Origin of the sequence: Rhizobium sp. SEMIA4064 (assembly GCF_003025035.1) — a bacterium.
Lineage (GTDB): Bacteria > Pseudomonadota > Alphaproteobacteria > Rhizobiales > Rhizobiaceae > Rhizobium > Rhizobium paranaense.
The window spans coordinates 339,065-364,871 of the sequence record NZ_PYJN01000016.1; the positions used below are offsets into that span (position 1 = coordinate 339,065).

24 protein-coding genes and 1 other RNA gene are annotated in these 25,807 nt (G+C 59.8%); 16 read left to right on the forward strand and 9 right to left on the reverse strand.

The genetic code is table 11. The annotated features are described in order from the left end of the window. Positions 1–38: 38 nt before the first annotated feature. From ssrA to C9E91_RS11665, 4 genes are all read left to right on the forward strand, one after another. Positions 39–410, forward strand: a transfer-messenger RNA (tmRNA) gene (gene ssrA, locus C9E91_RS11650). A gap of 120 nt (positions 411–530) precedes the next feature. Then, positions 531–1,037 (forward strand): SspB family protein, encoded by a 507-nt coding sequence (locus C9E91_RS11655; RefSeq protein WP_107108421.1) that lies wholly within the window; start codon positions 531–533, stop codon positions 1,035–1,037. 52 nt (positions 1,038–1,089) lie between these two features. Further along, on the forward strand, positions 1,090–1,284 hold the full coding sequence (locus C9E91_RS11660) for a DUF4169 family protein (protein WP_107108422.1): 195 nt from the start codon (positions 1,090–1,092) through the stop codon (positions 1,282–1,284). 110 nt (positions 1,285–1,394) lie between these two features. Continuing rightward, entirely contained in the window at positions 1,395–1,607 is a 213-nt protein-coding gene (locus C9E91_RS11665) for a ribbon-helix-helix domain-containing protein (protein ID WP_107108563.1), read from the forward strand. A 108-nt stretch (positions 1,608–1,715) separates the two neighbouring features. Here C9E91_RS11665 and C9E91_RS11670 read toward each other — a convergent pair whose 3' ends face one another. The 3 genes from C9E91_RS11670 to C9E91_RS11680 all read right to left on the reverse strand — a co-directional run bounded on the left by C9E91_RS11670 (position 1,716) and on the right by C9E91_RS11680 (position 8,011). Continuing rightward, positions 1,716–5,423 carry an AsmA family protein gene (locus C9E91_RS11670; protein WP_107108423.1) on the reverse strand — a complete coding sequence of 1,236 codons (3,708 nt, stop codon included), beginning with the start codon at positions 5,421–5,423 and terminating at the stop codon, positions 1,716–1,718. Between the two features lie 252 nt (positions 5,424–5,675). Further along, positions 5,676–7,088, reverse strand: a complete 1,413-nt coding sequence (locus tag C9E91_RS11675; RefSeq protein ID WP_107108424.1) for an FAD-binding oxidoreductase — start codon at positions 7,086–7,088, stop codon at positions 5,676–5,678. 143 nt (positions 7,089–7,231) lie between these two features. Next, the gene (locus tag C9E91_RS11680) at positions 7,232–8,011 is read right to left on the reverse strand and encodes a hypothetical protein (protein WP_107108425.1); all 780 of its coding nucleotides are present in this window, start codon (positions 8,009–8,011) and stop codon (positions 7,232–7,234) included. Positions 8,012–8,317: 306 nt separating this feature from the next. On the opposite strand from C9E91_RS11680, the gene C9E91_RS11685 reads away from it, so the two are divergent. The 4 genes from C9E91_RS11685 (at position 8,318) to C9E91_RS11700 (ending at position 11,184) form a co-directional block, all read left to right on the forward strand. Further along, positions 8,318–9,091 (forward strand): transporter substrate-binding domain-containing protein, encoded by a 774-nt coding sequence (locus tag C9E91_RS11685; RefSeq protein ID WP_245407479.1) that lies wholly within the window; start codon positions 8,318–8,320, stop codon positions 9,089–9,091. A 62-nt stretch (positions 9,092–9,153) separates the two neighbouring features. Further along, positions 9,154–9,825, forward strand: coding sequence for an amino acid ABC transporter permease (locus C9E91_RS11690; protein WP_107108427.1), 672 nt, complete (start codon positions 9,154–9,156; stop codon positions 9,823–9,825). Continuing rightward, positions 9,822–10,481, forward strand: coding sequence for an amino acid ABC transporter permease (locus C9E91_RS11695; RefSeq protein ID WP_107108428.1), 660 nt, complete (start codon positions 9,822–9,824; stop codon positions 10,479–10,481). Before C9E91_RS11690 ends, C9E91_RS11695 begins: the two co-directional genes overlap by 4 nt. Then, on the forward strand, positions 10,459–11,184 hold the full coding sequence (locus C9E91_RS11700; RefSeq protein ID WP_107108429.1) for an amino acid ABC transporter ATP-binding protein: 726 nt from the start codon (positions 10,459–10,461) through the stop codon (positions 11,182–11,184). The genes C9E91_RS11695 and C9E91_RS11700 overlap by 23 nt, the downstream gene beginning before the upstream one ends. Positions 11,185–11,204: 20 nt before the next feature. Here C9E91_RS11700 and C9E91_RS11705 read toward each other — a convergent pair whose 3' ends face one another. Further along, a complete protein-coding gene (locus C9E91_RS11705) occupies positions 11,205–12,107 on the reverse strand; it encodes an AraC family transcriptional regulator (protein ID WP_414124046.1) in 903 nt (300 codons plus the stop codon). A 14-nt stretch (positions 12,108–12,121) separates the two neighbouring features. Here C9E91_RS11705 and C9E91_RS11710 point away from each other — a divergent pair, with 14 nt between their 5' ends. After that, entirely contained in the window at positions 12,122–12,529 is a 408-nt protein-coding gene (locus C9E91_RS11710) for a DUF2000 family protein (protein WP_107108431.1), read from the forward strand. Positions 12,530–12,600: 71 nt separating this feature from the next. On the opposite strand, the gene C9E91_RS11715 is transcribed toward C9E91_RS11710, so the two are convergent. Together C9E91_RS11715 and C9E91_RS11720 are read right to left on the reverse strand one after the other, a co-directional pair. After that, entirely contained in the window at positions 12,601–13,269 is a 669-nt protein-coding gene (locus tag C9E91_RS11715) for a YiaD family glycine zipper/OmpA-like lipoprotein (protein WP_107108432.1), read from the reverse strand. A 203-nt stretch (positions 13,270–13,472) separates the two neighbouring features. Then, positions 13,473–14,486, reverse strand: coding sequence for a flagellin N-terminal helical domain-containing protein (locus C9E91_RS11720; RefSeq protein WP_107108433.1), 1,014 nt, complete (start codon positions 14,484–14,486; stop codon positions 13,473–13,475). 456 nt (positions 14,487–14,942) lie between these two features. Between C9E91_RS11720 and C9E91_RS11725 the strand changes: the two genes are divergently transcribed. After that, a complete protein-coding gene (locus C9E91_RS11725) occupies positions 14,943–17,405 on the forward strand; it encodes an ATP-dependent helicase (RefSeq protein WP_107108434.1) in 2,463 nt (820 codons plus the stop codon). A 68-nt stretch (positions 17,406–17,473) separates the two neighbouring features. On the opposite strand, the gene C9E91_RS11730 is transcribed toward C9E91_RS11725, so the two are convergent. Next, positions 17,474–18,385, reverse strand: a complete 912-nt coding sequence (locus tag C9E91_RS11730) for an amino acid ABC transporter substrate-binding protein (RefSeq protein ID WP_245407472.1) — start codon at positions 18,383–18,385, stop codon at positions 17,474–17,476. A gap of 376 nt (positions 18,386–18,761) precedes the next feature. Here C9E91_RS11730 and pncA point away from each other — a divergent pair, with 376 nt between their 5' ends. After that, positions 18,762–19,385, forward strand: a complete 624-nt coding sequence (pncA, locus tag C9E91_RS11735; protein ID WP_107108435.1) for a bifunctional nicotinamidase/pyrazinamidase — start codon at positions 18,762–18,764, stop codon at positions 19,383–19,385. Positions 19,386–19,466: 81 nt separating this feature from the next. After that, the gene (locus C9E91_RS11740) at positions 19,467–20,552 is read left to right on the forward strand and encodes a glycosyltransferase family 4 protein (RefSeq protein WP_107108436.1); all 1,086 of its coding nucleotides are present in this window, start codon (positions 19,467–19,469) and stop codon (positions 20,550–20,552) included. Here C9E91_RS11740 and C9E91_RS11745 read toward each other — a convergent pair whose 3' ends face one another. Continuing rightward, positions 20,553–21,950, reverse strand: coding sequence for a polysaccharide biosynthesis protein (locus C9E91_RS11745; RefSeq protein WP_107108437.1), 1,398 nt, complete (start codon positions 21,948–21,950; stop codon positions 20,553–20,555). It abuts the gene before it with no gap. A gap of 183 nt (positions 21,951–22,133) precedes the next feature. Here C9E91_RS11745 and panC point away from each other — a divergent pair, with 183 nt between their 5' ends. The 3 genes from panC (at position 22,134) to C9E91_RS11760 (ending at position 24,671) form a co-directional block, all read left to right on the forward strand. Then, positions 22,134–23,009: a pantoate--beta-alanine ligase gene (gene panC / locus C9E91_RS11750; RefSeq protein WP_107108438.1), complete on the forward strand. Its 876-nt coding sequence runs from the start codon at positions 22,134–22,136 to the stop codon at positions 23,007–23,009. Position 23,010: 1 nt separating this feature from the next. Then, complete coding sequence (gene panB / locus C9E91_RS11755; RefSeq protein ID WP_107108439.1) at positions 23,011–23,832, forward strand: 3-methyl-2-oxobutanoate hydroxymethyltransferase; 822 nt, start codon at positions 23,011–23,013, stop codon at positions 23,830–23,832. Between the two features lie 83 nt (positions 23,833–23,915). Next, complete coding sequence (locus C9E91_RS11760; RefSeq protein WP_107108440.1) at positions 23,916–24,671, forward strand: aminoglycoside phosphotransferase family protein; 756 nt, start codon at positions 23,916–23,918, stop codon at positions 24,669–24,671. Position 24,672: 1 nt separating this feature from the next. On the opposite strand, the gene C9E91_RS11765 is transcribed toward C9E91_RS11760, so the two are convergent. Then, the gene (locus tag C9E91_RS11765; protein ID WP_107108441.1) at positions 24,673–24,942 is read right to left on the reverse strand and encodes a DUF2164 domain-containing protein; all 270 of its coding nucleotides are present in this window, start codon (positions 24,940–24,942) and stop codon (positions 24,673–24,675) included. Positions 24,943–25,082: 140 nt separating this feature from the next. On the opposite strand from C9E91_RS11765, the gene C9E91_RS11770 reads away from it, so the two are divergent. Next, positions 25,083–25,805, forward strand: a complete 723-nt coding sequence (locus C9E91_RS11770; protein WP_107108442.1) for an AzlC family ABC transporter permease — start codon at positions 25,083–25,085, stop codon at positions 25,803–25,805. The last annotated feature ends 2 nt before the right edge of the window (positions 25,806–25,807 follow it).

The following is a 25,807-nucleotide window of genomic DNA, read 5'->3' on the forward strand; positions in this document are numbered from 1 at the left end:
CGGCAAACCTGTGTTTCGGCGACGCATTTATGACAAATCCCCTTCCCTTCGCCCAAGGAAAACACTATATCAGCCGTGCCGGTCTTCGGGCCGGCTATGGCGATAAATGAGCGGTGTAATAAACCTATTGGACCCGGGGGCGGTACCCGGCGCCTCCACCAAAAACCGGCCAGGCCAAATTGGCTTCAGACCGGCTTTTGATGGGGGCGAAACAGGATCGACAAGGGTGTAAAGATCGACTTTTCGCTCGGCATTGTACCACCGTTATCGGGCTAAAATTGTAGTTGCAAACGACAACTATGCGGAAGCTCGTCTCGCTGCTTAATCGCGGTGTGACACTTCAAATAAAGTCCTAAGGGGTCGCACTCTTAGGCGGGGTTCGAAGGCACCTGGCAACAGAAGCCTTCACCTTCTCCCTCTCTTCGATATTATGTATGATCAGGCTGATGACTCGCGCACGGGGGTTTCCCGTCAGCGCTGGGCGTGGCATAAGCCTTAGAAAAAACATGGCCAACGAAAGACAGGAAAGTATGGGGCAGGATCATATCCGCTACGACATTTTGGCACAGGACGCCCTGCGTGGAGTCATCCGCAAGGTGTTGACCGAGGTCGGCACCACCGGCCGTCTGCCCGGTGACCATCATTTCTTTATCACCTTTCTGACCGGCGCGGCCGGCGTGCGCATTTCGCAGCACCTGAAGTCGAAATATCCGGAGCAGATGACCATCGTCATCCAGCACCAGTTCTGGGACCTGAAGGTTACCGAGAGCCAGTTCGAGATCGGCCTCTCCTTCTCCGACGTTCCGGAAAAGCTGGTCATCCCGTTCAACGCGATCCGGGGCTTCTACGATCCATCCGTGAATTTCGAGCTGGAATTCGACGTGCCGCTCGCCGAAGACGAGGAAGTGACTTCCGGCGAGATCACCGCCTATCCGGTACCGGCCGAGGGCAGCGAGGAGCCTGCGGCCGCCAAGGACGGCGAGGAGAAGAAGCCAGGATCGGTCGTCTCCCTCGACGCGTTCCGCAAGAAGCAATAGCATCCGGGGAAGCAGGCGCTTCCCCTTTTTGCATCGACCGTGGGGGACATCGATGAGTGCCGAAATCGTCAATCTACGTCAGTTCCGCAAGAAGCAGACACGCTTCGAGAAAGAAAAGCAGGCGGAGCAAAATCGCGTTACCTTCGGCCGCACCAAGGCGGAGAAGAACCTGACCAAGGCTCTCAACGACAAAGCGGCAAAAGCGCATGAGGCCGGCCATATCGAGCCGTCCAAGACAGATGATTGAAGTGCCGAGCTGAAAGTCGAATTCCTTCCGAAATCATTCGCTTACCCCAGCATTTTGAATCATTTTTAGAATTACCTCTTCCGTTTCCGAACTTTTTGATCGATCCGCCGATGATCCGCAAACATTCCGCCACCCTGCATGGCCATCGCACCAGCTTTTCCCTTGAAGACGCCTTCTGGACCGAGCTGAAGGCGATCGCCAATGCGCGCGAAACGTCTCTTGCAGCGCTGATCTCCGAAATCGACGATGGGCGCGATCCCGAGAGCAACCTTTCTTCGGCGCTTCGGCTCTATGTTTTGAAATGGCTGAAGGATCGCCGCTGAAGCGCGTGCGTTAAACGAGGCGCTTAATCACCTCATTCTCCACTCGACAGCCTCCCCGCTCCCTACGACGAAGGCAAGCGGATTTCGTATGGTCGATGGCGACGGATGCTACCGGGCGATGCCGGGAAGATTGTTGAAGTTCAGCGGCCCACCAGTCTGCGGCACCTGTCCATTGAGAACGGGCACTTGCTGCGCTTCCGCCTTCGCGCGGGCTTCCGCATTGGCCTTCGCCTTGGCTGCATCTTCAGCCTGCTTTTCCGCGGCCGCCTGACGCGCCAGCCCCCTCAAACGCTGCTCTTCGGCGCGACGCTGCTGATCGATTGCCGCATCGCGCTGACGCTGGGCTTCGCGCGCAGTGGCAGTATATTTGTAAAGCGCCACCTCACGCCGCAACCGCTGCTTTTCCAACACGCTTGCCTGAAGCCGCTCGACACGCTGACGCTCGCGCTCGAATGCGCGCAGCGACAAGAAGCTGGTGATATCCGTCACATCCATCGTCCGCCCCGGCGTCGCCAACGGACCGGCGAAATTGAGACGCAGTGCCGGTTCGGCGCCGCTCAGCGCCTCGTTGCCGGCATTGAAATCAATGCCGAGCGAGCCGCGGATGCGTTCGTCCGCCAGGCTGATCTCGGCATTACCCGAAAGCTTCGCCAGCTCATTGCCGGTGCTGATATTGGCAGCGCGAATGACACCAGTCGAAATATTGAACGGTATGCTCATGGCCGGCAGCGCCGCCTCGCCATTGTTGAGCAATGTCTGCACGATCGGCAGCACTTTGTCGGCCGTGATATCACCCTGGATCTGGTCCGTCGCCGACAACAACGGCGGTAAGACGGAGAGATTGAGCCCGCGGACATGCGTATCGCCAAGCTTGATCTCACCCGAGCCGCTGGCGTTGGCGGCCAGTTCCCCCAGGCTCTTGCCGCTGGCTTCCATGCTCAGCCCCAAGCCAAAGCGGCCATTGGCAAGCGGCGCGCCATCGCGTTGCCAGGCGACGGCGGCAAGGTCGGCGTTGGTCAGGTTGAGCTTCGTCTGCATCAGCCCCGTACCGTCGGAATTCGCAAACATCAAATTGCCGCCAAGCGTGCCGCCGTTCCAGGCACCGGCAATGTCGTTCAGCCGCAGCTCCTCGCCCTTATAGGCGGCATTCGTGCTGAAACCCGAGATCGGGCCGAAGATACCCGGCCACAACTGCTTGGCCGAAAGCTTGACGTTGAGATCAAGCCCGCTGAACATCGGCAGCCCAAGCTTGGCTTTGGTGAGGTTGCCTGTCGTCGCATCCGTGATCGGCCCATAGATCGCCTCGCCGAGCCAGCCAAGATCGGCCTTGTCGAGCGTCAGCTCGCCGGTCGCCTTGATATTCGGTGCCTTGCGGTCGAAGGTGAGCGCGCCCGAAACATTGTTGTCGGCAAGCTGGCCCTTCATATCGGAAAAAACGACCTTGTCGGCATCGAGCGCAGCGTTTGCCTGGAATTTGACCGGCAAGCCCGTGCCCATTTGCGGTATGCCGATGCCGTTCATGACGAAATAGGGATCGATATCCGCACTCTCGAGCGATAGCGCGATCTTGCCGTTAAGGAAGGTGGCTGGACGCACGTCGACCTTGCCATTCGCGGTAAACGACGTCTTGTCGGTGGCAAAGGTCAGCGCCGCATCCGCCGGATCGGCGCCGTTTGCCGTCACCTTCAGCGTCAGGCGGCCATTGGCATCGGCTTCGACGGGCAACGGATCGAGGCCCGCCTGTCCGAACAGAATCGAGGTCACGGAATTCTCGAGCGTCGCCTCCAGCGTCGTCGTCCCTTTTCCGGTCAGCGCCAACAGGTCGGACATGCGGTAGTCGAGATTGACGCGGCTGCCGTTGGAGACGCCGGCAAGCGTTACCGCCAGTCCATCGGCCTGGTCCCCGCCAAGCGTCAGCGCGCCGCGAAGGGCCGTATTCCCATACCAGGCAGCGTTTCGCACAAGCCGGTCCATCGCCGGATGATGCGGCAGATGCTGGCTCAGCATATCGAAGAAGGGACCGGGATCGGCCGCCTTGAAGGTGATTTCGCCAGAACCCTTGTAGTCCAGTAGCGAACCGTTGGCACGGCCGGTTGCGGTAATCTCGGCCCCGGCGACATTGCGCACGGCAAGCTTGTCGAGCGTCAGCGCGCCATCGGCGATCGAAAACGACGTCTCGACATTATCGGCCTGCACGCCGAAAGCCGCAAATTGATCCGCTTTCAGATGCGCCGTAATCCGGTGATCGAGCAATGTTTCGCCGGCATCCTGGCCGGTAAACAGGCTTGTGAGTGCCCTTAGCGCATCGAGATCAAGCGCATCGCCACTAAGATCGACGGCGAGCCTCGGCGCTTGATTATCGGTCGGCGCCTGCCGGTCGAGCTGGCCCTTAAGCGTTGCAGAGCCGACGGCGATTTCAAGATTTTCGAAACGCTGCTCCTCGTGGCGCAGGCTGACATCGGCGGAAAAACCGGCCTGACGCAACTGCCGGATCGCCGGATCGACCGAACCCACCAGCCAGGATGCCAGGCCGGATGGCTGGTTGGAAGCGACGACGATATTGCCGCTGAAATTTGGATCGCCCTGCAGCATCAAATTGCCCCTGGCCTCGACCTGGGTGCGACCCGGCAGCATGCCGATCGCATGATCGATCTTCCAGCCGGTTCCGGCCGGCTCCAGGTCAAGCTGCACGTCGCGGATGGTCGTGTCGCCGGCAACAATTGCCGGCAGGCGGAAAGTCGCCTTGCCAGGCACCTGCGGCACAGGGATTTCGGCGGCAATGGCAATCAGGCTGTTCAATCGCTGGCGCGCCGAAATGGTGGGATTGCGGTTGGTCTTGCCGTTGGTGCCTTGAGTATTGCCGAGGCGGTTGACATCGATCTGCTGGCCGTCGGCCGTCAGCAGGAACTCCGGCTTGGTGCCGGTGTCCAGCGTCGCCTCCCCGGTCACCACATAGGGATCGTCCGCCGCCCCCACCTCGAGGCGATATTCCGGAATCCGTATGCGCTCATTGGTAAGCTCGAAGCGACCCTTGACGCGAGGCTGAACCTGCTCGTCGGCGGGCTTATGTGTCTGCTTGTCCTCAATCCCCGCCGTGAACATGCCGATATAGTCCGGCTTGCTGCGGACCAGCTTCAACTCGCCGTCGAGATCGACGTTGATGGGATGGCGGTCCGGCAGCAATCTGGTGCGGACGCGCAAGACGCCGTAATCGTCAGGCTGGCTGCTGGAGATGCTGAAATTGCCATGCTCGCCGTCGAGCGCCGCATCGCCATCGATTCGCCAGGGGCCTGCTAGCGACCGGGCGGACATTTGCGCGTTGAGGCCGGTAATGTGCCGGGTGCGGCCGGATTGCTCATCGATGAACTGGATATCGCCACCATCGACATGCACGCCTTCGAGCACCACCGACTTGGCGGGGATTTCCGGCTGGCTGCCACGCATCCAGTCGAGCGTCCCATCCTTCAGCAGTCGCAGACGCACTTTCGGCTCGGAAATGCGCATATCGAAAATCAGAGCTTCGCCGGAGAGAAATGGCGCCAGCTCGGCATCCATGGAGAATTGGGCGATCTGCACCAGCGGTGTTCCGTCGGCTTCCTGGCCGACGCGGACATCATGCAATGTCACGGAAGGAAAAGGCAGAAGGCGAGCGTCGACGGTGCCATGAACGGTCACCTTCTTGCCGATGATCCGACTCGCCTGATCCTCGAAATTCTTGCGAAAATCGGTCCAGTCTATGAAGAGCGGAGCAAGCAGCGCCACGAACAGCACTACTACGAGCACTCCCCCCAGAAAAACCAGGACCCTACCTAACAATGCACACCGTCTCCATTCAGCATTCCAATTACGATATCAAGGCGCCACATAGCGAGGCGGACACGCAAAAGACATTCCAGATCTTCAGCCTAAGCCTGCTTCCTTATCCGAAAACTGCTTCGCAATTTTTGGACCATGCTGCAAATCTAGGGCATCTTCACCGCTTTCCATGACGCCATATGAAAACGGGATGGTCTAGCCTAACGCCATTCACGCCGGGGGCAAGCCAAGATCTTGGCAATATTCCATTTTTCAATGAACATGGAATATCTTGCCGGGGTTGAAAATCGCGTCGGGATCGAGCGCCTGTTTGACCTGGCGCATCAGATCGACGGCGCCGCCAAGCTCCTGCTCGAGAAACGACATCTTGCCCTGCCCGACCCCATGCTCGCCGGTGCAGGTGCCCTCCATCGCAAGCGCCCGTGCGTTCAGGCGCGCAACGAAGGCCTCGACGACAGCGATACCTTCCGGCGTCTTGTCATCGAAGAGCACCAGGACGTGGAAATTGCCATCGCCGGCATGACCGACGATCGGCGCCAGCAACCCATGCTCCTCGATATCAGCCTGAGTTGCCGCCACGCATTCGGCAAGTTTCGAGATCGGCACGCAGACATCCGTCGACAATGCCGCCAGTTCCGGCGCCAGAGCCCGCGACGCCCAATAGGCGTCATGACGCGCTTTCCATAGCTTGTTGCGCTCTTCGAGATTGCTGGTCCAGGCGAATTCACCGCCACCGCATTCGGCTGCGATCTCGGCGAATTGCGCTGACTGCAGCGCGACCGTCTCGTCCGTACCGTGAAACTCCAGGAACAAGGTCGGCTGCTCGTCATAGGTCAAGCCGGAATAACGATTGCAGGCCCGCATCTGGACAGCGTCCAGGAGTTCGATGCGAGCGACAGGAACGCCCATCTGGATGGTCATGATGACCGCATCGCATGCTGCCTTCACGCTCGGAAAGGCGCAGGCACCGCCGGCGATCTTCTGCGGAATGCCTTGCAGGCGCAACGTCACCGAGGTCAGGACCCCCAGCGTTCCCTCGGCACCGACGAAGAGTCTGGTCAGGTCATAGCCGGCGGAGGATTTTCTGGCGCGGCGGGCGGTGCGGATCTCCTCGCCATTGGCGGTGACCGCGGTTACGGCAAGCACATTGTCCTTCATTGTCCCGTAGCGCACCGCATTCGTGCCCGAGGCACGCGTCGAGGCCATGCCGCCGATCGAGGCATTGGCGCCGGGATCGATCGGGAAAAACAGGCCGGTATCGCGCAGATAATTGTTGAGCTGCTCGCGGGTCACGCCAGGCTCGACCGTGCAATCGAGATCTTCGGCATTCACTTCAAGCACACGATTCATCCGGCTGAAATCGATCGAAATTCCGCCCTGCGGCGCGTTCACCTGCCCCTCCAGCGAAGACCCCGTGCCGAAGGCGATCACCGGCACCTTGTGTGCGGCGCAAGCCTTGACGACCGCTTGCACATCCTCACTCGTCTCAGCGAAAACCACGGCGTCGGGTAGCTGGGCCGGGATATAGGTGGTCGTGTGGGCATGCTGGGCTCGAAAGCTCTCGCCGGTCTGGAAACGCTCGCCGAAGGCCTGCTTCAGGATGCCGAGCACGGCAGCAATGCCCGCCTCGTTGCGTATCCCCGCCTTCGCATCAGCCAGAGCCATCTTTCCGATCTCCCTTCGCAAGTCCTAAAGGGATGTTAACCCTTTTCGCGGTTCTATGGGACATCAGGGCGGCGCTGTCCAGTCACGAAAACAACCCGCGTTTCCGCAAAGCGGCTATATCAGCGACGTCAAATCGATCCGCTTCAATTGCTCCCAGCGAGCGGCCGCATCTGTAGATCGAAACTCGACTTCACCACATTGTTGGAAACGATCGCGAGCGTGCTTTTTCCCTGCTGGCAGAGGTCGCTCGCAAGACGATATTCGTAGCCGTTGTTGAGAAACGAAAACTGTCCGGCCATCACGCCGGCCTTGCAGAGATCGGCACCTCCCGCCGGCGCTGCAGCCAAGGGCGCATAGTGGCCGCCGATCTGGATGGCGTTCGATGTCTTCTTGTCGACGCCGATATAGTTCAGGTCGCAAGAAGTCGTGATGCCCGCAACACTGCTCGCGCCGTCTGCATTGCAGGCGCTGTAGATATAGACGTAGTTTTTGTCCGATTCGAACGCGACGCCATTGTTGAACTTCACGTCGCTGGCCTTGCCGTTGAGCTGCGACGGAGTGCCGTCCTGGGATATGCTGAGATTGCCGCCATTGTATTTGAACGCATAGCCGGAAACATGGCTCGGCGAACCGTCCGCCTCATGGCCGTTGACCTCATTGCCGCTATAGATATCCGCCTTGTCGTGCTTATCGTTGAGCACCACCAGCTTCACATCCTTGCAGTCATAATCGCCCCCACAGCGGTCGACGATAAAGGCTTCATGTCCTTCGACTTGCAGGGAAAAGGCGGGACTGCTTGCAAGAAGAGCGGCTGACGATGCAGCGACGGCGAGCGCATGGCGCGGCCTAAAACCAGCACGAAAATTCGCCAGTGCGATACCGGCCTCGCGACCCCTGCCCGCCATCATGCCCATCAAAGCCATCGCATCGATCTCCCTCGCCTGCATGGGTTGTATGGGGCAACAGCCGGCCTGTCCAGCGAGGGATATCGAAGGAAACGAAATACGGCCAGGCGTTGTCATCGATAGGCGATGGCAGATTAGGCGAAGTGTAAGATCTGCAATTTTTTTGAGCATAATTCGATTTACGCAGCACAAAGCGCCCGCAAAAACTGCGCGCTTGACGAGAAATTATGCTCTCCCGCGACTGGCACATGACTTGCGTTTTGCCCGGCAGCTTTGACATAGCCACGATTGGAAGGACATTCGATGAAGCGCAGACAATTGCTCATGGCACTCGGTATGGCGATGCTGACGATGGGGTCACTTTCGAGCCCGCACGCAGCCCGGGCAGACGCCTTGAGCGACATTACTTCGCGGGGCACGCTCCGTGTCGCCGTTCCTCAGGATTTTCCTCCTTTCGGCAGCGTCGGGGCGGATATGGCGCCCATGGGCTACGATATCGACATGGCAAACCTGATCGGCGAAAAGCTCGGCGTGAAAATCGAACTTGTGCCGGTCACCAGCGCCAATCGCATCCCCTACCTTCAGACGAACAAGGTCGACCTCGTCATTTCGAGCCTCGGCAAGAATGCCGAGCGCCAGGCCGTGATCGACTTCACCGATGCCTACGCACCCTTCTTCAACGGCGTCTTCGGTCCCGCCGACGTGACGGCTGCCAAGCCGGAAGATCTTTCCGGCAAGACGATCGGAGTTACTCGTGGCGCCATCGAGGATCTGGCGCTGACGAAAGTCGCGCCGCAGGACGCGACGATCAAGCGCTACGAAGACAACAACGGCACCATCTCCGCCTTCCTCTCGGGCCAGGTTGACCTGATCGCTACCGGCAATGTTGTCGCCGCGGCCATTCTCGCCAAGAACCCGCCAAAGAAGCCGGAGATGAAATTCCTCATCACGAACTCGCCCTGCTTCATCGGCTTGAACAAAAACGAGCCCGCCCTGCAGAAAAAGGTCAACGACATTATCGCCGCCGCCAAGGCCGATGGAACATTGACCAAGATATCGCAGAAGTGGCTGGGCGCCGACCTCCCCGCCGGCTTCTGATCCACGAAGTACCGGCCTTGCCATCTCCATATGGCAAGGCCGGCCGAGCGAGGCACTCTCTTATGCGCTATCACTTCGATTTCGGCTGGCTTGCCGAATACTATCCCGTTCTGATCAAGGGAATTCTCATCACCATAGAGCTGACTATCGTCGGTGCGGTCGTTGGTATCGCCGTTGGCATCGCTTGTGCCTGGGCGCGTGCGCTGGGTCCGCGCTGGCTCAAGCCCTTCGTCGCGGCCTATGTCGAGCTGATCCGCAATACGCCGTTCCTGATCCAGCTTTTTTTCATCTTCTTCGGCCTGCCCGCCGCCGGCATTCACATGAACGAGATCGCCGCCGCCAACCTCGCGATGGTCGTCAATCTCGGCGCCTATAGTTGCGAGATCATTCGTGCCGGCATTCAGGCGACGCCACGCGGTCAGTTCGAGGCGGGAGCCAGCCTCGCTATGACGCCATTCGAGACCTTCCGTCACGTTATCCTCGTCCCCTCGCTCCAGCGCATCTGGCCGGCGCTGTCGTCACAGGTCGTCATCGTCATGCTCGGCTCCTCCGTCGTCTCGCAGATTGCCGCCGAAGACCTGACGTTTGCCGCAAATTTCATCCAGTCGCGCTCCTTCCGCGCCTTCGAAGCCTATTTCGTTTCCACGGCAATCTATCTGGTTCTCGCAGTCATCCTACGGCAGTTGCTTGCTGCCGCCGGCAGGCTGATCTTCCCGCGCAGGGTTCGCCAATGATCCAATTCACCACCTGGGACGTTCTGCGCGGCCTGCTTCTCGCCACACGCTGGACCATTCTGCTCTCGCTCGTTTCCTTCATCGGCGGCGGTGCCGTCGGCGCAATCCTGCTATTCCTGCGCATCGGCAAAAACCGAGCAGCGCGTATCGCGGTCAAGTATTTCGTCGAACTCTTTCAAGGCACGCCCCTGCTGATGCAGCTCTTTCTGGCCTTCTTCGGCCTCGGCCTCTTCGGCATCGATGTGCCGGCGTGGCTGGCCGCCGGCGTTGCCCTGATCCTCTGGTCTGCAGCCTTTCTCACCGAGATATGGCGTGGCTGCGTCGAGGCCGTGGCGAAAGGCCAATGGGAAGCCTCCGCCAGCCTCGGCATGGGCTACATCCAGCAGATGCGCTACGTCATCCTGCCGCAAGCGCTTCGCATTGCCGTGCCGCCGACGGTCGGTTTCTCCGTGCAGGTGGTCAAAGGCACCGCTCTGACCTCGATCATCGGCTTCGTCGAACTTTCGAAGGCCGGCACGGTCATCACCAACGCGACGTTCCAGCCGTTTACCGTCTACGGCTTCGTCGCCCTCATCTATTTCGCCCTATGCTGGCCGCTGTCGAAGAGCAGCCAAATCCTGGAAAGGAAACTCAATGTCGCTCATCGAGGTCACTGAAGTCCGCAAGAGCTTTGGGGCGAACGAGGTACTGAAAGGCATCAACCTCGATGTCGAGCCCGGCGAAGTGATCGCCATCATCGGCAAAAGCGGCTCGGGCAAATCGACGCTGCTGCGCTGCATCAATGGGCTGGAAACGATCGACGACGGCGCAATCTCGGTGGCCGGCGCGCAGCTCCTGCCCGATGATGTGCATCTGAAGGCATTGCGGCTGAAGGTCGGCATGATCTTCCAACAGTTCAATCTCTTTCCGCATCTGAGTGCCGGTCGCAACGTCATGCTGTCGCAAATGGTCGTGAAGAAGGCCACCAAGAACGATGCCGAGGCGATGGCCCGGCGCATGCTCGATCGTGTCGGACTCGGACACAAGTTCGACGCCTATCCCGACGAACTCTCGGGCGGTCAGCAGCAACGCGTCGCCATTGCCAGGGCGCTCGCCATGCAGCCGATCGCGCTCCTTTGCGATGAGATCACCTCGGCGCTCGATCCCGAACTGGTGGCTGAAGTTCTCGCGGTTGTCCGCGAACTTGCCGGTGAAGGGATGACGCTGTTGATGGTGACACACGAAATGAAGTTCGCTCGCGACGTCTGCTCGCGCGTCGTCTTCATGCACCAGGGCCGCGTCCATGAAATCGGCCCGCCGGGCGATGTCTTCGCCAATCCGCAAACACCGGAGCTCAAACAATTCCTCGGCATGCATTGAGAATTGCCGGAGGGTTCCGGCTAGCCTCGCGGCGGCACCCCTGCGGTCTCCAGCATGCCAACCCAAGCGCCCGGCGCCATGCCGAATGCCTTCTTGAAATGCCGGGTCAGATGGCTTTGGTCCGCGAACCCGGTGGCGGCTGCGACTTCGGCGATCGGTTCGCCATCGGCGATCATCGCCTTGGCCCGCTGCAGCCGCCGCATCAGCAGGAAGCGATGCGGGCTGGTGGCGAAAGCAGCACGGAAATGACGTGAGAGCGCAAAGCGGTCGAGGCCGGTGATGCGCTCCAGTTCCTCCGAGCGGACGCCACGCATGGCATGCGCTTCCAGATAATCGCGCGCTGTCTTCACTTGGCTCCAGGCAACGCTTCCCAACGGCTTTTGCGGCAGGCGCGCATGTGAGGCGAGCCCTGCAGCAACCCGTGAGACGAAATCATCGACGAAGAGTTCATCCAGCTCGCGGTCGAGTTCGCCAAGTGCTGCCAGCAGCAGGCCGGCGAGACGATCATCCTCGACCACGGGATCATCGACAAAGGGCAGGCCGATGCGCGCCGCTTCGAGACATTGCATCAGCATCGACGGTTCGAGATAGAGCATGCGGTAGAGCAATCCGTCGTCGGTCGCGGCACCGCCATCATGCAGCTCGTCCGGATGCAGGACGATCACCCGGCCCGGCAGGCTGTAGCGCCGCTCGCCGCGATAGCTGAAGGCCTGCACGCCGCGGATGGTGACGCCGAGCGCATAGGTATCGTGCCGGTGCGGCTCGAACGCGTCGCCACGAAATTGCGCCTGAATGCGCTCGATACCGGGATAAGCGGGTGCGGATACGATGCGGTTTGCTTCCGGCATCGTGCACGAACGTTCAAGACCTTCGAAGATATGGCCGGCAACATCCTCGCGCAAAAGCTCATTCCCAGACTGCATAAGAGAGATCACCAATGTTCAATACCAAAATCGCGATCATTCTGCGAAGCAATCTTGCATCCTGGCAAAAACTGAACGTGACCGCCTTCCTATCGAGCGGCATTGTCGGTCAGTTTCCTGACGTCATCGGCGAGCCCTATCGAGACCGCGCCGGCAACCTCTACAACGCGCTATCGATCCAGCCGATGATCGTCCTATCCGCCGACGAAGAGATGATGAGCACGATTCATCGCCGGTCGCTGGAGCGAAATGTCACCTCCTCGATCTTCATCGAGGAAATGTTTTCGACCGGTCATGATGTCGCCAATCGCGCCGTCTTCTCCGAATTTGCGCCCGAGGACGCCAAAGTGGTCGGCATAGCATTGCGCGCGGACAAGAAGATCGTCGACAAGATCACCAAGGGCGCGACGATGCATTCGTGAATGGGTTGCAGTGAAAACAAAACGGCCGGGTCGCAAAACCCGGCCGTTTTGTTGGAATAGCCAATGTCAGATCAGCCGTTCTGGGTGATCGGCGCGATCTGGATTTCGACGCGGCGGTTCTGCGAACGACCGGCCTCGCTGGCGTTGGTGGCGACCGGCTGGCTCGGGCCGAAGCCGACGGCGGACATGCGGCGCTGGTCGATGCCCTGGCTGCCGAGGTAGCTCGCAACCGAATCGGCGCGGCGTTCGGACAGATCCTGGTTATGCTGCAGGCTGCCGGTCGAATCCGTATGGCCGTTGACGTCGATCAGCGTCCGGTTGAACTTGCGAAGCACGATCGCGACCGAATTCAGCGTCGAGAAGAATTCCGGCTTGATCGCATCCTGGTCGATGTCGAAGGTAATGGCCGACGGCATGTTGAGGATGATGCGGTCGCCGACGCGCGTCACCGAGACGCCCGTGCCCTGCAACTGCGCACGCAGCTCAGATTCCTGCTGGTCCATATAGTTGCCGATGCCGGCACCTGCGAGCGCGCCTACGCCGGCGCCGATCAGCGCCGCATTGCGGCGCGATGCCGGCGAGTGGCCGATGAGGAGGCCGGCAACCGCACCGACGCCAGCGCCGATCGCGGCACCGCCCGCCGTGTTGGATACTTTCTGCTCGCCCGTATAGGGGTCAGTTGTCGTACATGCATTGAGAAAGGCTGCCGAGACGGCAAGGATGGCAAATTTCTTGATCATAGAATCGTCGCTCTCCGGTTCGATGGTCCGCAGGAGATATGAAGCATTGCGGCAATATGATGAAGCGGAATCTTCGCCTACCCACTGCCGATCTGCCGGCACCTTGTTCCGGAGCGTTTTCTCCCCAATTTATGGCTTGCAGGGAACAGGATTCGCTTCGCCGATCCCTCTCTATTCCCGTTGAAATCCAAAGCGTTACGTGATTAGAGGTTCTGGAAGAGCTGTCTCAACGTATCGAAGCTCGCATTGGCAATCGACAACGATTGCAGCCCCAATTGCTGCTGCGTCTGCAGCGCCAATACCCTGCTTGATTGCTTCTCCATATCGGCATCGACCAGCTTGCCGACGCCGCTGGTGAGCGAATCACTGAGATTGCTGGCAAATTGGCTTTGCAGACTGACACGCGATTCCAACGAGCCGAAAGCCGATCCAATAGTGTTCAGTTGATTCAGCATGGCGGTGACCGTGTTGACCATGTCGGTCAAAGCGCCCTGCGTCGTATTGGCGTCGAGCGAGATTTGCACCTGCCCGCTAGTGTCGCCGTTTTGGCTGCTGATCAGCACATAGTTTTGGGCCGCTCCCGCTTCCGTCGCAAAAGCGGTGGAGGTAAGCACGCCATAGCCGCCGGTGCCACTTGACTGATCGTCGATCAAGTATCGTGCATCCGCCGATACGATGGTGCCGCTGGTGGAGCTGACACCCTCATAATTCAGCATGCCGATCGAAACCGTGCCATCGGTATGATGGATGAGGGAGCCCGGGATCTCATGCGGCTCGGTCGGATCCTCACCGTCCTGGAGCACGACCCAGTTGACTCCGTTGAAGCTCGTGGACTGGCCGACGCTGCGAAGCTGGTCCTTGAGTTCGCTGATCTCGTCGTTGAGTTTGGTCTTATCGACGCTGCCCTCGTAGGCCGTCACCAATTTCGACCTGATCTGAGTGACGATGTCGATGGCGCTGTTGACGCCCGTGGAAGCGGTACTGACAGTGGCCGTGGCAAGCCCAAGTGCGTCCTGCACGGCTGAGACGGCGCCGATATCTGTGCGCGTCAGTGTCGAGATCGTCCAATAGGTGGCGTTGTCCTTAGCAGTCTGCACACGCAGACCGGACGACATCTGGCGCTGTGCGACATTCAGATTCGCCTGTGTGTTTCGAAGGACTTCAAGGGCTGTATTGACAGGGGAACTCACCCTTATGAAGGTCGAAAAAATACTCACGACACATGAACTCCGGACGCAACGATACGCAACAAGTACAAGGAGACATTGGAACCATGCCGCGGGCGCTCATGCGCGCGGGCCGACCAAGGTCGGCGAAGGTTGAGCCCGGCAAAAAACAGCGCCTGAAACTCGAGCGGTTACAGGTGCCTATGATTAGCAATCACGCTTAATAAAGCGATAATTGAAACAGACAATTTACCATAAATCGCCCCTCGACCCGAAAATGGTTATCTCGTTCAGGTTGCGATCATTCCACCGCCCTGAGCTTGGCCGCCCTTCGCGCGCAATGCGGAGGCCAACATCTCTTCGCGCAACCGCCGCCCCTCCTGCGACGGCGATTTCGGGCTGCCAAACGGTTATTGAACGGCCGGAACACTCAGAAATGTGCACTTTTTGTTCTATTTACCGGCCGTTTCTTTTGCCTTTCAGGGCAGAATCATTACATTGAGCCGCATGACTATCGGACATGACGACATTCCCTTCTTTGACGAGGAGCCGGAGCACCTGGCCCCGCGTCGGCCTGCCCCTGCCCCCAGCGCCGGTGGCGGTATTGCGGCCCGCGCCATGGCTGCGCGCGATAGCGGCCGCCGGCCCGACTATCTCGCTGGCCTCAACCCGGAGCAGGCGGAAGCGGTCGAGACGCTGGATGGGCCTGTGCTGGTGCTCGCGGGCGCCGGCACTGGCAAAACGCGGGTGCTGACGACCCGCATCGCTCATATCCTGTCCACCAACCGCGCCTTCCCCTCGCAGATCCTCGCCGTCACCTTCACCAACAAGGCCGCCCGCGAGATGAAGGAGCGTATCGCCCTGCTCGTCGGCGGCGCTGTCGAGGGCATGCCGTGGCTCGGCACGTTCCATTCGATCGGCGTCAAGCTGCTGCGCCGTCACTCCGAGCTGGTCGGCCTCTCCTCGAGCTTCACCATTCTCGACACCGACGATGTCGTGCGTTTGCTCAAGCAATTGATCCAAGCCGAGGGCCTAGACGACAAACGTTGGCCGGCTAAGCAATTTGCGGGGATGATCGACACTTGGAAGAACAAGGGCCTCAGCCCGGCCGACATTCCGGAAGGCGATGCACGCGCCTTTGCCAACGGCAAGGGCCGCGAACTCTATGCCGCCTATCAGGCCCGCCTGAAGACGCTGAACGCCTGCGACTTCGGCGACCTTTTGCTGCATCCGATCAACATGTTCCGGCAGAATCCTGATATATTGAAGGATTATCACCAGCGCTTCCGCTACATCCTCGTCGACGAATATCAGGACACCAACACGGCGCAATATATGTGGCTGCGTCTGCTGGCGCAGCGGCCGAAGGGCGAACTGCAAAACGTCTGCTGCGTCGGCGACGACGACCAGTCGATCTACGGCTGGCGCGGCGCTGAGGTGGACAATATCCTGCGCTTCGAAAAGGATTTTCCCGGCGCCAAGGTGATCAAGCTTGAGCGCAACTATCGCTCCACCGAACATATTCTCGGGGCTGCCGCGCATCTCATCGCCCATAACGAGGGTCGCCTCGGCAAGACGCTGTTCACCGACCGCTCCGACCCCGACGATATCAAAGTGCAAGTGCACGCCTCCTGGGATTCGGAGGAAGAAGCGCGTGCGATCGGTGAAGAGATCGAGCAGCTTCAGCGCAACAAGCATAATCTCAATGATATGGCGATCCTCGTGCGCGCCTCTTTCCAGATGCGCGAATTCGAAGATCGTTTCGTCACGCTGGGCCTGAACTATCGTGTCGTCGGCGGCCCTCGCTTCTACGAGCGCCTCGAAATCCGCGACGCCATGGCCTATTTCCGCCTCGTCTGCCAGCCGGCCGACGATCTTGCCTTCGAGCGCATCATCAATACGCCCAAGCGCGGCCTCGGCGACACCACCGTTCGTGCTTTGCACGATTATGCCCGTGAGCGCGACATTCCGATGCTGGCGGCAGCGGCCGATATCATCGAGACGGACGAGATGAAGCCGAAGGCGCGCAAGGCGCTGTTCGACGTCGTGCAGTCCTTCCGTCGCTGGCAGGGCCTGCTTGAAAACACACCGCATACGGAGCTTGCCGAGCAGATTCTCGAAGAATCCGGCTACACCGACATGTGGAAGAACGACAAATCGGCGGAAGCACCCGGACGGTTGGAAAACCTGAAGGAACTCATCCGCTCGATGGATAGTTTCGAATCCATGCGCGGCTTCCTCGAACACGTCGCCCTCGTCATGGACACTGAACAGAACGAGAATCTAGACGCAGTCTCGATCATGACGCTGCACTCCGCCAAGGGTCTGGAATTCGACACCGTTTTCCTGCCCGGCTGGGAGGAAGGCCTTTTCCCGCACCAGCGCTCGCTTGACGAAAGCGGCCGCGCCGGTCTGGAGGAAGAACGCCGCCTCGCCTATGTCGGCCTCACCCGCGCCAAGCGCCGCTGCCACATATGGTTCGTCTCCAACCGCCGCATCCACGGCCTCTGGCAATCGACCATCCCTTCGCGCTTTCTCGACGAACTGCCGGAAACCCATGTCGAAGTCGCGGAAGTGGAGCAATCCTATGGCGGTTACGGCCGCGGCGGCTACGGCCAGTCCCGTTTCGACAAGGCCGATCCCTTCGCCAACTCCTATTCTACCCCCGGCTGGAAACGCGCCCAGGCCAACAAGACCGACGCCACCCGCGACAACTGGGGCTCCCGCTCCGGCCACGCCGTCGAACGCATCGGCTACGGCGAAAGCGGCCCCAAAACCCGCACCATCGACGGCGAACTCGTCGCCAAATCCACCTCCGCCGAACCCTCCCGTTTTTCCATCGGCGACCGCGTCTTCCACATCAAGTTCGGCAACGGCAATGTCTCGGAGATCGAAGGCAACAAGCTGACGATCGATTTCGATCGCGCCGGGCAGAAACGAGTGTTGGATGGTTTTGTGGAGCGGGTTTGAGGGTTGTTGCAGGCATCTGCCGCATCAATCATCTGCTTCGTCAACGCAATACACTTTGCCCCGCCGACCTAGGGTACATGCTCCATCATGATTTGCGTGTGCAACATCGGCGCTTCGCTTCCAAAGTAAGTCTTCAGTAGCGGCAGAAAATCGTCTGATAGATAAAAATCCGTGAGCGCACGGTCGACCACTAGGCGGAAGTCGGCATCGTCGCGCCTCAGAGCGATTGCATATGGTTCGTGCGTGAACAGGCGATCGCCGACTTCGAGCAAGGACGGATCGTGCGCGCGCTGGGCCAAGCTCATCAACAGCACCCGATCGGCAAAATAGGCGTCGATCTTATGTTCCTCCAGCGCCTTAAGTCCGTCTTCGTGCGTGTCGAAATCGGCGATCCGAGTTTTCGACGTCTCGATGCTGCGCGCCTCGCGCAATATTGCATCCGTCGTGGTGTTTGCGCGCACACCAATGACGCTGGTGGATGCGGCACGCTGGCTGACGGAACGAACGGCGGGCGTGTCGAGAAATAGCGCGTGCAGATAGTCGGGCGAGTCCTTGCGCAACAGGGCGCTCGCCCCGGTCAGGAAGATTGGCTGTGAGAAATCAACGAGTTTCCGCCTCTCCAGATTGACGGTGATAGCCCCACAAAGCAGGTCGATCTGACCGTTCTTGACAGCGTCGAAACCATTGGCCAGCGTCATTTCTACATATTCGCGCTTTAACTGCGGAACCGCATGCTCGATTTCGTCGGCGACCTTGCCGCAGAGGTCGATGGCATATCCCGTCGGCTTTTCATTCGGCTTGCTGGAGGAAAACGGTGCCTCGTCGGCGATGTAGCCGATGCGCAGGGTTGTATGCTGGTGAAGCGTGTCGAGCGTCCCGGCGCTGGCTCCGCAGACCGAAAAGAAAACGGCAAGGCCCGTCAGCAGCAACCTTCTCATGCGCTTGGCCAGACCTGTATGCGGGGGCAACGGCACCAGCATTATCCTCGTCTCCGAAAAACGGATGATCGCAAGAGCTGAAAAAGCAGATTATGGCTTCGCGTTCATTTGTCAATCGCGGACACCTCAGCGACGTTGGTGGGAAAAACACCTCTGTTTCCCGAGATTCACCAGATGTCTTCGATGTCCGGCATGTCGCCGCGGACCGTCAGCAGCCTCGACATCTGGCGCGTCGCCACATACCGCCCCGATTGTCCGGCGCACTTCAAGCATTCCCGGGGACCGCCCAAGCCACAAGCCCGCATAGCCCCTCGAAAACCATCGCGCCCCACCTTATATTCAGTGTGAGCATAAAAAGCTTGATCCCCAGCGCAACGCTTGGCATCGTTGCAATGCAACAAAGATGGAAAGACTGGCCATGAAAGCACTGCTGCTGATCGACATCCAGAACGGTTTCTGCCCCGGCGGCAATCTGCCGGTGCCCGATGGGAATCGGGTGGTGCCCGTCGCCAACAGGCTGATCGACAGCGACAAATACGATATGGTCCTCGCTTCGCAAGACTGGCATCCCGCCGGCCACGGCAGCTTTGCCTCCGCCCATCCCGGCAAGAAGCCCTTCGAAATGGGCATACTCTCCGGCAAGCGGCAAATGATGTGGCCGGATCATTGCGTCCAAAATACCGAAGACGCCATGCTTCATCCCGAACTGAATGCCGACGGAATCGACTTCATCCAACAGAAGGGTCAGAATCCTGCTGTCGATAGCTATTCCGCCTTCCGCGACAATGATCACACGGCTTTCACCGGTCTTGCCACGCATCTGCTCGCCGAGGGCGTTACCCAGCTCGACCTCTGCGGGCTCGCGACCGATTACTGCGTGAAATTCTCGGCTCTGGACGCCGTTGAAATGCTGCCGGGTGTAAAGGTCCGCTTCATCGAGGATGCTAGCCGTGGCATCGATCCTGCCGGCGTTGAGGCTGCGATCGACGAAATGCGGACACGCGGCGTTGCCATCATCGACAGCAAAGAAGCGCTTGCCTAAAATTCCTCCTATCGAGCTAAACCTTCCCTAAAGAAAATAGCGCAAACTATTCCCGGTATTGAAGATATTGGGACATTTCGCGTGCAGTCGATCACCATCAACGGTCGTTTCCTCAGCCAGCCTTTGTCGGGCGTGCAACGTTTCGCCCGCGAGCTGACACTGGCGCTGGATCGCAAGATCGCCTCCGGCGCCGTTCCGGCGGCGCTGAAGGGCATCAACTGGCGGCTCGCCGTGCCGCGCGATACGCCCGTCGATATCGGGCTCTCGGCCATCTCGGTCGACGCCTTCAGCTCCGGTCCCGGCCATGTCTGGGAGCAGACGGCGCTGCTCGCCCGTTCCCGCGGCGGCCGGCTGATCGGCTTCGGCGGCAGCGGCCCGCTGTTGCATCGCCGCCAGGCCGTGGTCATCCATGACGTCACGATCTTCCGTCATCCCCAATCCTTCAAGCGCAGCTATCGCCTGCTGCACGGCGCGCTCGGCTCGGTTCTAACCCGCACCGCAAAGATCGGCACCGTGTCGGAATTCTCGCGCAAGGAATTGGCCTCCGTCTTCCATGTTCCTACCGACGGCATCGATGTCGTCTACAATGCCGTCGATCATTTCGCCGCCATCGAGCCGGACGAGTCGATCATCCGGCGCCTGGGCCTTAAAACGAACGGCTTCTTCCTGCTGGTCGGGACGATGAAGCCGAACAAGAACCTCGATTTCGCCATCCGCGCCTTCGAAGCTCTGCGCGATCCCGATCAGAAGCTGGTGGTCGTCGGCGGCACCGCGCCGACCGTGTTCAAATCGGATGGCCCCGAATCGAACGATCACATGCTCTTTCCCGGCCGCCTGAGCGATGCGGAAGTCGCCGCTCTCGAACGCCATGCCACCGCTTTCGTCTTCCCAAGCCTCTATGAAGGTTTCGGCATTCCGCCACTGGAGGCGATGACGCAGGGCTGCCCGGTGCTCGCCGCCGATATCCCCGCAGTACGCGAAGCCTCCGGCACCGCCGCACTCTATTTCGATCCAACGCAACAGGATGAGCTGGTTGCGGCCATGCGCCGGATCGCTGGCGACGAAGCATTGCGTGAAGACCTGCGGCAAAGGGGCCGCGAGAATGTCGCCCGTTTCTCCTGGGACCGCAGCGCCGACCGCGTGCTGTCCATGCTGGAAGATCTTTAGTTACGACACGGCCTGCCGGCGGAACATCTTGACGAAATAGCTGTAAAGGCCAAGCAGACAAAAGGCCGCCCCGCCGGCCATTCCGGCGCCGACTGAAATCCACAGCGAATAGTCGAAGCCGGCTGTTGCCAGCACCGGCACGGCGAGCCCGACTGCTGAAAGCACGACCGGCTGCCAAACAAAATCGAAGGGCAGCGCCATCAGCACTTTCACGCCGATCACCATCGCGATCAGAGCCCCGATCATCGCTCCGGCCATCAGCGCGCCGTCACTGAAGGAAACGAGATAACCGCCCGCGAGTGCGCCGACGTTGAGCAACACGCAATCCACCACGGCCAGCAGAAAGATCGCCAGCAGCCGATGGCGCAGATGCGCCGGCGTTGGCAGCATGTTGAGCGTCAAAGCCCGGCAGACTGACAGGCCGGTGACCAATGGCGCCGCGTGAAGAAAGCCATCGCGCAGGCTCAGAGCGATGACGAAATGACCGACCGGCTGCAGCAGGGCAAAGATCCCCGCCGCCGTCATCAAGGTGAAACCCGTGAGCAGCGAATAGTAGCCGCCGAGCTGCCGCCGGAACGCCACTGTTGCGCCCTCGCGGTCGTAGGTTGCGACCACATCGGGATATTGGATGGCCTGCAGAGCCGAGACGATGAGCACGAAAGGCCGCTGCAGCAAGTCAAGCGCCAGCAGCGCCCCCGCCGCACCGCCCGCGCCCAAAGCCGCCGTCAGGATCGATTTCAACCCAAGCGGCGCCAAAAGCCCGATAACCGAGGCACCGGCCGCAACGCTGCCATAGACAAAATGCTTTCGCATCAGCGGCAGTTGGAGATCCGCTGCCTCTCTCAGGCTGTTGCGGGTCAGGAACATTGCTAGTCCGCTATAGGCGACGTAACCTGCGAGCAGGCCGGCGACCGCATAGGCAAAACTCGGCATGATCGCCGCGCCAGCCAGCGTGCCAACCGCCAGAATGGTGGCCCGCGAACCCTGCAGCCGCGAAAAAGCGCGAAACTCCTGGCGGAAACGCAGCATAGTCAGATGCAGGTCGCTGCCACCCTGAAAGATCGCCACCAGACCGCCAAGCACCGCGATCTCCTTCGGTACTGCGAAGAAGGTCGATGCAAGGGCAGCCAGGATGCAGATCACGGAGCAAGCGGCAAATTCGACGGTTAAAGCCGTACGCTCCGCTGCCTCGCTACCCGGCGCCTGGCCCGGATAGAAACGGCTGCAGGCGAAACGCACCCATTCGAAACAGAAGATCGCCGCGAACTGGCTGATGGAAATGAACAACGAATAGGCGGCATAATCCGCCGGCGACAGCAAATGCGCGACCGCGATCAGCAGCCCGAAAGCCACCGCCGCCTGATAAAAATATGCCGCCAATGCTATGATCTTTGCCATGCCGGCAGCTAACAGCAAAAAGCTGAGAAAAGCGCTAAGCTATATGCGCAACATATAATGGACTTGGGCCGCAGGGGCCTCCCGTGAATTGCCTTTTTGCACCGCACACGTTAGAAGAACCCGCGAAATCAAAGGGGAGACGGAAGGGCGTTGGGCGGCGCCGGTCCGTGGAGGAGTGTCAGCATGGAAACCATCAGCACAATAGCCGCATTGCGCGAGCGCCTTTCCGCTTATCGCAAAGCCGGAAAAAGCATCGGCCTGGTGCCGACCATGGGCTATCTGCACGCCGGCCACATGGAACTGGTTGCCCGCGCCAGGGCCGAAAACGACATTGTTGTCGTGTCGATCTTCGTCAATCCGCTGCAATTCGGCGCCAACGAGGATCTTACAAAATATCCGCGCGATCTTGAGCGCGACAGCACCATGCTGCGCGATGGCAAGGTCCATTTCCTCTTCGCTCCAACCGTGGCTGATATGTATCCGCGACGGATGGAAACGCTGGTCGATGTGCCGAAGCTCGGGATGGAATTGGAGGGCGCGGTTCGCCCGGGCCATTTCTCCGGCGTTGCCACGGTCGTCACCAAGCTTTTCAACATCGTCCAACCCGATAGCGCTTACTTCGGCGAGAAAGACTATCAGCAGGTGGTGATCATCCGCCGCATGGTGGACGATCTGGCCCAGCCGGTCCGCGTCGTGCCGGTACCGACCGTGCGCGATGCCGATGGCTTGGCGCTGTCTTCGCGCAACGTCTATCTCTCGAAGAAAGAACGCGCCGCCGCGGTCATCGTGCCGAAAGCATTGGCCGAGGCCGAGCGGCTCTACGCAGAAGGTGCCGACGATCCAGCCGCTTTCGAGGCGGCACTGCGCGCCTTCATCGCCAACGAGCCGCTGGCGACACCCGAAGTCGCTGCTGTTTGCCATCCCGAAACCCTGGAGCCGCTGACGAGACTGCAGGGACAGCCTATCCTCGTTGCCCTCTTCGTCCGCATCGGCGCTACCCGCCTGCTCGACAACCGCGTCATTGGCCTCAAGCAGGCCGTCAGCGACAAGGCCGCCTGAGATGAGCACGATCGGACAGACAAAGCGTACCACACCCACCCAGATCGAGGCGATGAAGGGCACGCGCCCGATCGTCAGCCTCACGGCCTACACGACACCGATCGCCCGGCTTCTCGACCCGCATTGCGACCTGCTTCTGGTCGGCGATTCCCTCGGCATGGTCCTTTACGGCATGGAAACGACGGTCGGGGTTACGCTGGAGATGATGATCGCCCATGGCCAAGGCGTCATGCGCGGCGCTCAAAAGGCCTGTGTTATCGTCGACCTGCCTTTCGGCTCTTATCAGGAATCGAAGGAACAGGCTTTTCGCAATTCGGCACGCATTTTGAAAGAAACAGGCTGCAACGGCGTCAAGCTGGAGGGTGGCGAGGAGATGGCCGAGACGGTCGCATTCCTGACCAGCCGCGGCGTTCCGGTCTTCGGCCATGTCGGCCTAATGCCGCAAAAGGTCAATACGAGCGGCGGCTATCGCTCGCTCGGCCGCTCCGACGAAGAAGCTGACAAAATCCGGCGCGATGCCAAGGTGATTGCGCAAGCCGGCGCCTTTGCGCTTCTCGTCGAGGGCACTGTGGAGCCCCTCGCCCGTGAAATCACCGCCTCGATCGATATCCCGACCGTCGGCATCGGCGCGTCGCCGGCCTGCGATGGCCAGATTCTAGTATCGGACGATATGTTCGGCCTTTTCAGCGATTTCAAGCCGCGCTTCGTGAAGCATTTTGCCGAGCTGGCGCCGACCATTTCCAAGGCGGCAGAAGCCTATGCAGAGGAAGTGAAGGCAAGGACGTTTCCGGGTCCGGAACATACGTTCCAGGTGAAAAAGTAGCGGGACACGCTACTTGTCGTCCATTGTTCCCAGCTCTTCCGATAGAACGCCTACGAGGCGACAATCGAAACGAGGCCAGTTCAATGATCGGTGTGGAACGTGGAAACCTCCTTGGTGCTGGCAAAGAGGCGGAAGTCTATGAGAGCGGCACGCTGGTTCTAAAGCTATACAAGACGCCCTCATCCAAGGCGTCAGCATTTCGAGAGGCGGCAATCCTCGCAATCCTCGAAGATCTGGGCGTCAACGCTCCGAGGGTGCAGGAAGTCGGCGAAATTGAAGGCCGCTGGGGCCTGACCATGACACGAGCCGAAGGCGGGACATTCGGCGAAGCAATCACCCTGCGGCCGCTGAAGACGCCAGCCTATCTGGATGCTCTGGCGGCCATACATTGCAAAATCCACGAGCATAGCGGCGTCAGACTTCCAAGTCTGAAATCGCGCTTGTCTCACAATATTGAGCGAGCGGCGCAGTTGCAGGAGATCCAACGGCAGCATCTCTTGTCCGGGCTTCGTCGCATGCCAGATGGCGACAGGCTTTGTCACGGAGACTTTCACCCTTGGAATGTGCTTGGATCTCTTGAGCGCGCAGGTACGGTCGATTGGCTTGACGCCTGCAGCGGAGACCCATTTGCAGATGTCTGCCGAAGCTACGTTCTCATACATCACTATGATCGCGACCTGGCCGCAGCTTATGTCGATGCCTATGCGGGTATAAGCGGCGGGAGCCGTGCGGCCATTCTCATCTGGCTTCCTTATGTTGCAGCAGCCCGATTGTCCGAGGGCGTTCCCGATGAGGTCGAGAGTTTGATGAGGATGGTCGAGGGCAGCGCACTGCGCTAAGTCACCGCCTCCCCGGTTGCGAATGGCTTACTGCTTCTCTTTCCAGCAAATAGATCGCCTCGCCAAAATCCTCCATCTTCGTCATCAGCGCCGCATGGGCGTCGCGCAGGCCCTGATTGTAGAAATGCGGCCCGATTTCGGTCGTGAAGAAATCGAGCAGGAATTCCGCCGGCAGCGCGCCGAGCGTCTGGTCGAGTTCATCGGAGAAATATTGCTGAAGGCGGGCGACGATCGCGGCTTTTTCCTCTTTCGGAAAGGCAATCTCTTTCATCTATGATACCCCGGTGTTTTACGAGCAAATCCAATCGGCTAGATCAACGAAATCAATTGTCCTATCAAGGAAATTGAATTGCCGACACTCCGCCCGCAGCTTACAGCTCCATCAGTTTTCCATAAAGGACAGAGCGGGCCATGAGTCGCGGGGATTTTTTTGAAGGCTTGAAAGCGGGCATCCCCATCGGCCTCGCGGCGGCGCCCTTCGGCGCATTGTTCGGTGCTCTGGCGAGCGACCAGGGCATGTCGCTCGGCGAACTCACCCTGATGAGCGGCACCGTCTATGCCGGCGCCAGCCAGATGGTGGGCATTGAGCTATTCGGCCATAATGTCCAGGCGTGGCTGATCGTTCTGTCGATCCTGGCGGTCAATTTCCGTCATGTGCTCTATTCGGCCGCGATCGCCCGTTACATCAGGCGCTTCTCGCCCGTCGAAAAATTCTTCACTTTCTTCCTGCTGGTCGATCCGCAATTTGCCGAAACCATCAAGCGCGCCGAAAGCGGCAAGCCGGTCACCTTTGCCTGGTACTTCGGTTTCGCAGCGATGATCTACGTTCCCTGGGTGGTGATCAGCCTCGTCGGCGGCATGCTTGGCAGCCTGGTCGGCGATCCCAAGACGATCGGCCTCGATATTTTACTGCCAATCTATTTCCTCGGCATCGTCATCGGCTTCCGCAAACGCGACAATTTCCTGCCCGTGGTTATCGCCAGCACCGCCGCCTCGGCCATTGCCTATCGCTATGTCGGTTCGCCCTGGCATGTCAGCATCGGCGCCTTTGCAGGCGTTGCCCTCGCCGCCATGCTGCCGCCGCTCAGATCGAACCGCAAGCCCGACCTCGCCACCGAAAATCACGAGGTCTGACC

Coding starts and splice junctions, on each gene's coding strand:
- C9E91_RS11660 (WP_107108422.1), top strand. CDS start 1,090: ATGAGTGCCGAAATCGTCAATCTACGTCAGTTCCGCAAGAAGCAGACA.
- C9E91_RS11665 (WP_107108563.1), top strand. CDS start 1,395: ATGATCCGCAAACATTCCGCCACCCTGCATGGCCATCGCACCAGCTTT.
- C9E91_RS11655 (WP_107108421.1), top strand. CDS start 531: ATGGGGCAGGATCATATCCGCTACGACATTTTGGCACAGGACGCCCTG.
- C9E91_RS11685 (WP_245407479.1), top strand. CDS start 8,318: ATGGCACTCGGTATGGCGATGCTGACGATGGGGTCACTTTCGAGCCCG.
- C9E91_RS11730 (WP_245407472.1), bottom strand. CDS start 18,385: ATGCTGGTGCCGTTGCCCCCGCATACAGGTCTGGCCAAGCGCATGAGA.
- C9E91_RS11675 (WP_107108424.1), bottom strand. CDS start 7,088: ATGGCTCTGGCTGATGCGAAGGCGGGGATACGCAACGAGGCGGGCATT.
- pncA (WP_107108435.1), top strand. CDS start 18,762: ATGAAAGCACTGCTGCTGATCGACATCCAGAACGGTTTCTGCCCCGGC.
- C9E91_RS11700 (WP_107108429.1), top strand. CDS start 10,459: ATGTCGCTCATCGAGGTCACTGAAGTCCGCAAGAGCTTTGGGGCGAAC.
- C9E91_RS11715 (WP_107108432.1), bottom strand. CDS start 13,269: ATGATCAAGAAATTTGCCATCCTTGCCGTCTCGGCAGCCTTTCTCAAT.
- panB (WP_107108439.1), top strand. CDS start 23,011: ATGAGCACGATCGGACAGACAAAGCGTACCACACCCACCCAGATCGAG.
- C9E91_RS11690 (WP_107108427.1), top strand. CDS start 9,154: ATGCGCTATCACTTCGATTTCGGCTGGCTTGCCGAATACTATCCCGTT.
- C9E91_RS11770 (WP_107108442.1), top strand. CDS start 25,083: ATGAGTCGCGGGGATTTTTTTGAAGGCTTGAAAGCGGGCATCCCCATC.
- C9E91_RS11745 (WP_107108437.1), bottom strand. CDS start 21,950: ATGGCAAAGATCATAGCATTGGCGGCATATTTTTATCAGGCGGCGGTG.
- C9E91_RS11710 (WP_107108431.1), top strand. CDS start 12,122: ATGTTCAATACCAAAATCGCGATCATTCTGCGAAGCAATCTTGCATCC.
- C9E91_RS11725 (WP_107108434.1), top strand. CDS start 14,943: ATGACTATCGGACATGACGACATTCCCTTCTTTGACGAGGAGCCGGAG.
- C9E91_RS11760 (WP_107108440.1), top strand. CDS start 23,916: ATGATCGGTGTGGAACGTGGAAACCTCCTTGGTGCTGGCAAAGAGGCG.
- C9E91_RS11765 (WP_107108441.1), bottom strand. CDS start 24,942: ATGAAAGAGATTGCCTTTCCGAAAGAGGAAAAAGCCGCGATCGTCGCC.
- C9E91_RS11680 (WP_107108425.1), bottom strand. CDS start 8,011: ATGGCTTTGATGGGCATGATGGCGGGCAGGGGTCGCGAGGCCGGTATC.
- panC (WP_107108438.1), top strand. CDS start 22,134: ATGGAAACCATCAGCACAATAGCCGCATTGCGCGAGCGCCTTTCCGCT.
- C9E91_RS11695 (WP_107108428.1), top strand. CDS start 9,822: ATGATCCAATTCACCACCTGGGACGTTCTGCGCGGCCTGCTTCTCGCC.
- C9E91_RS11705 (WP_414124046.1), bottom strand. CDS start 12,107: ATGCAGTCTGGGAATGAGCTTTTGCGCGAGGATGTTGCCGGCCATATC.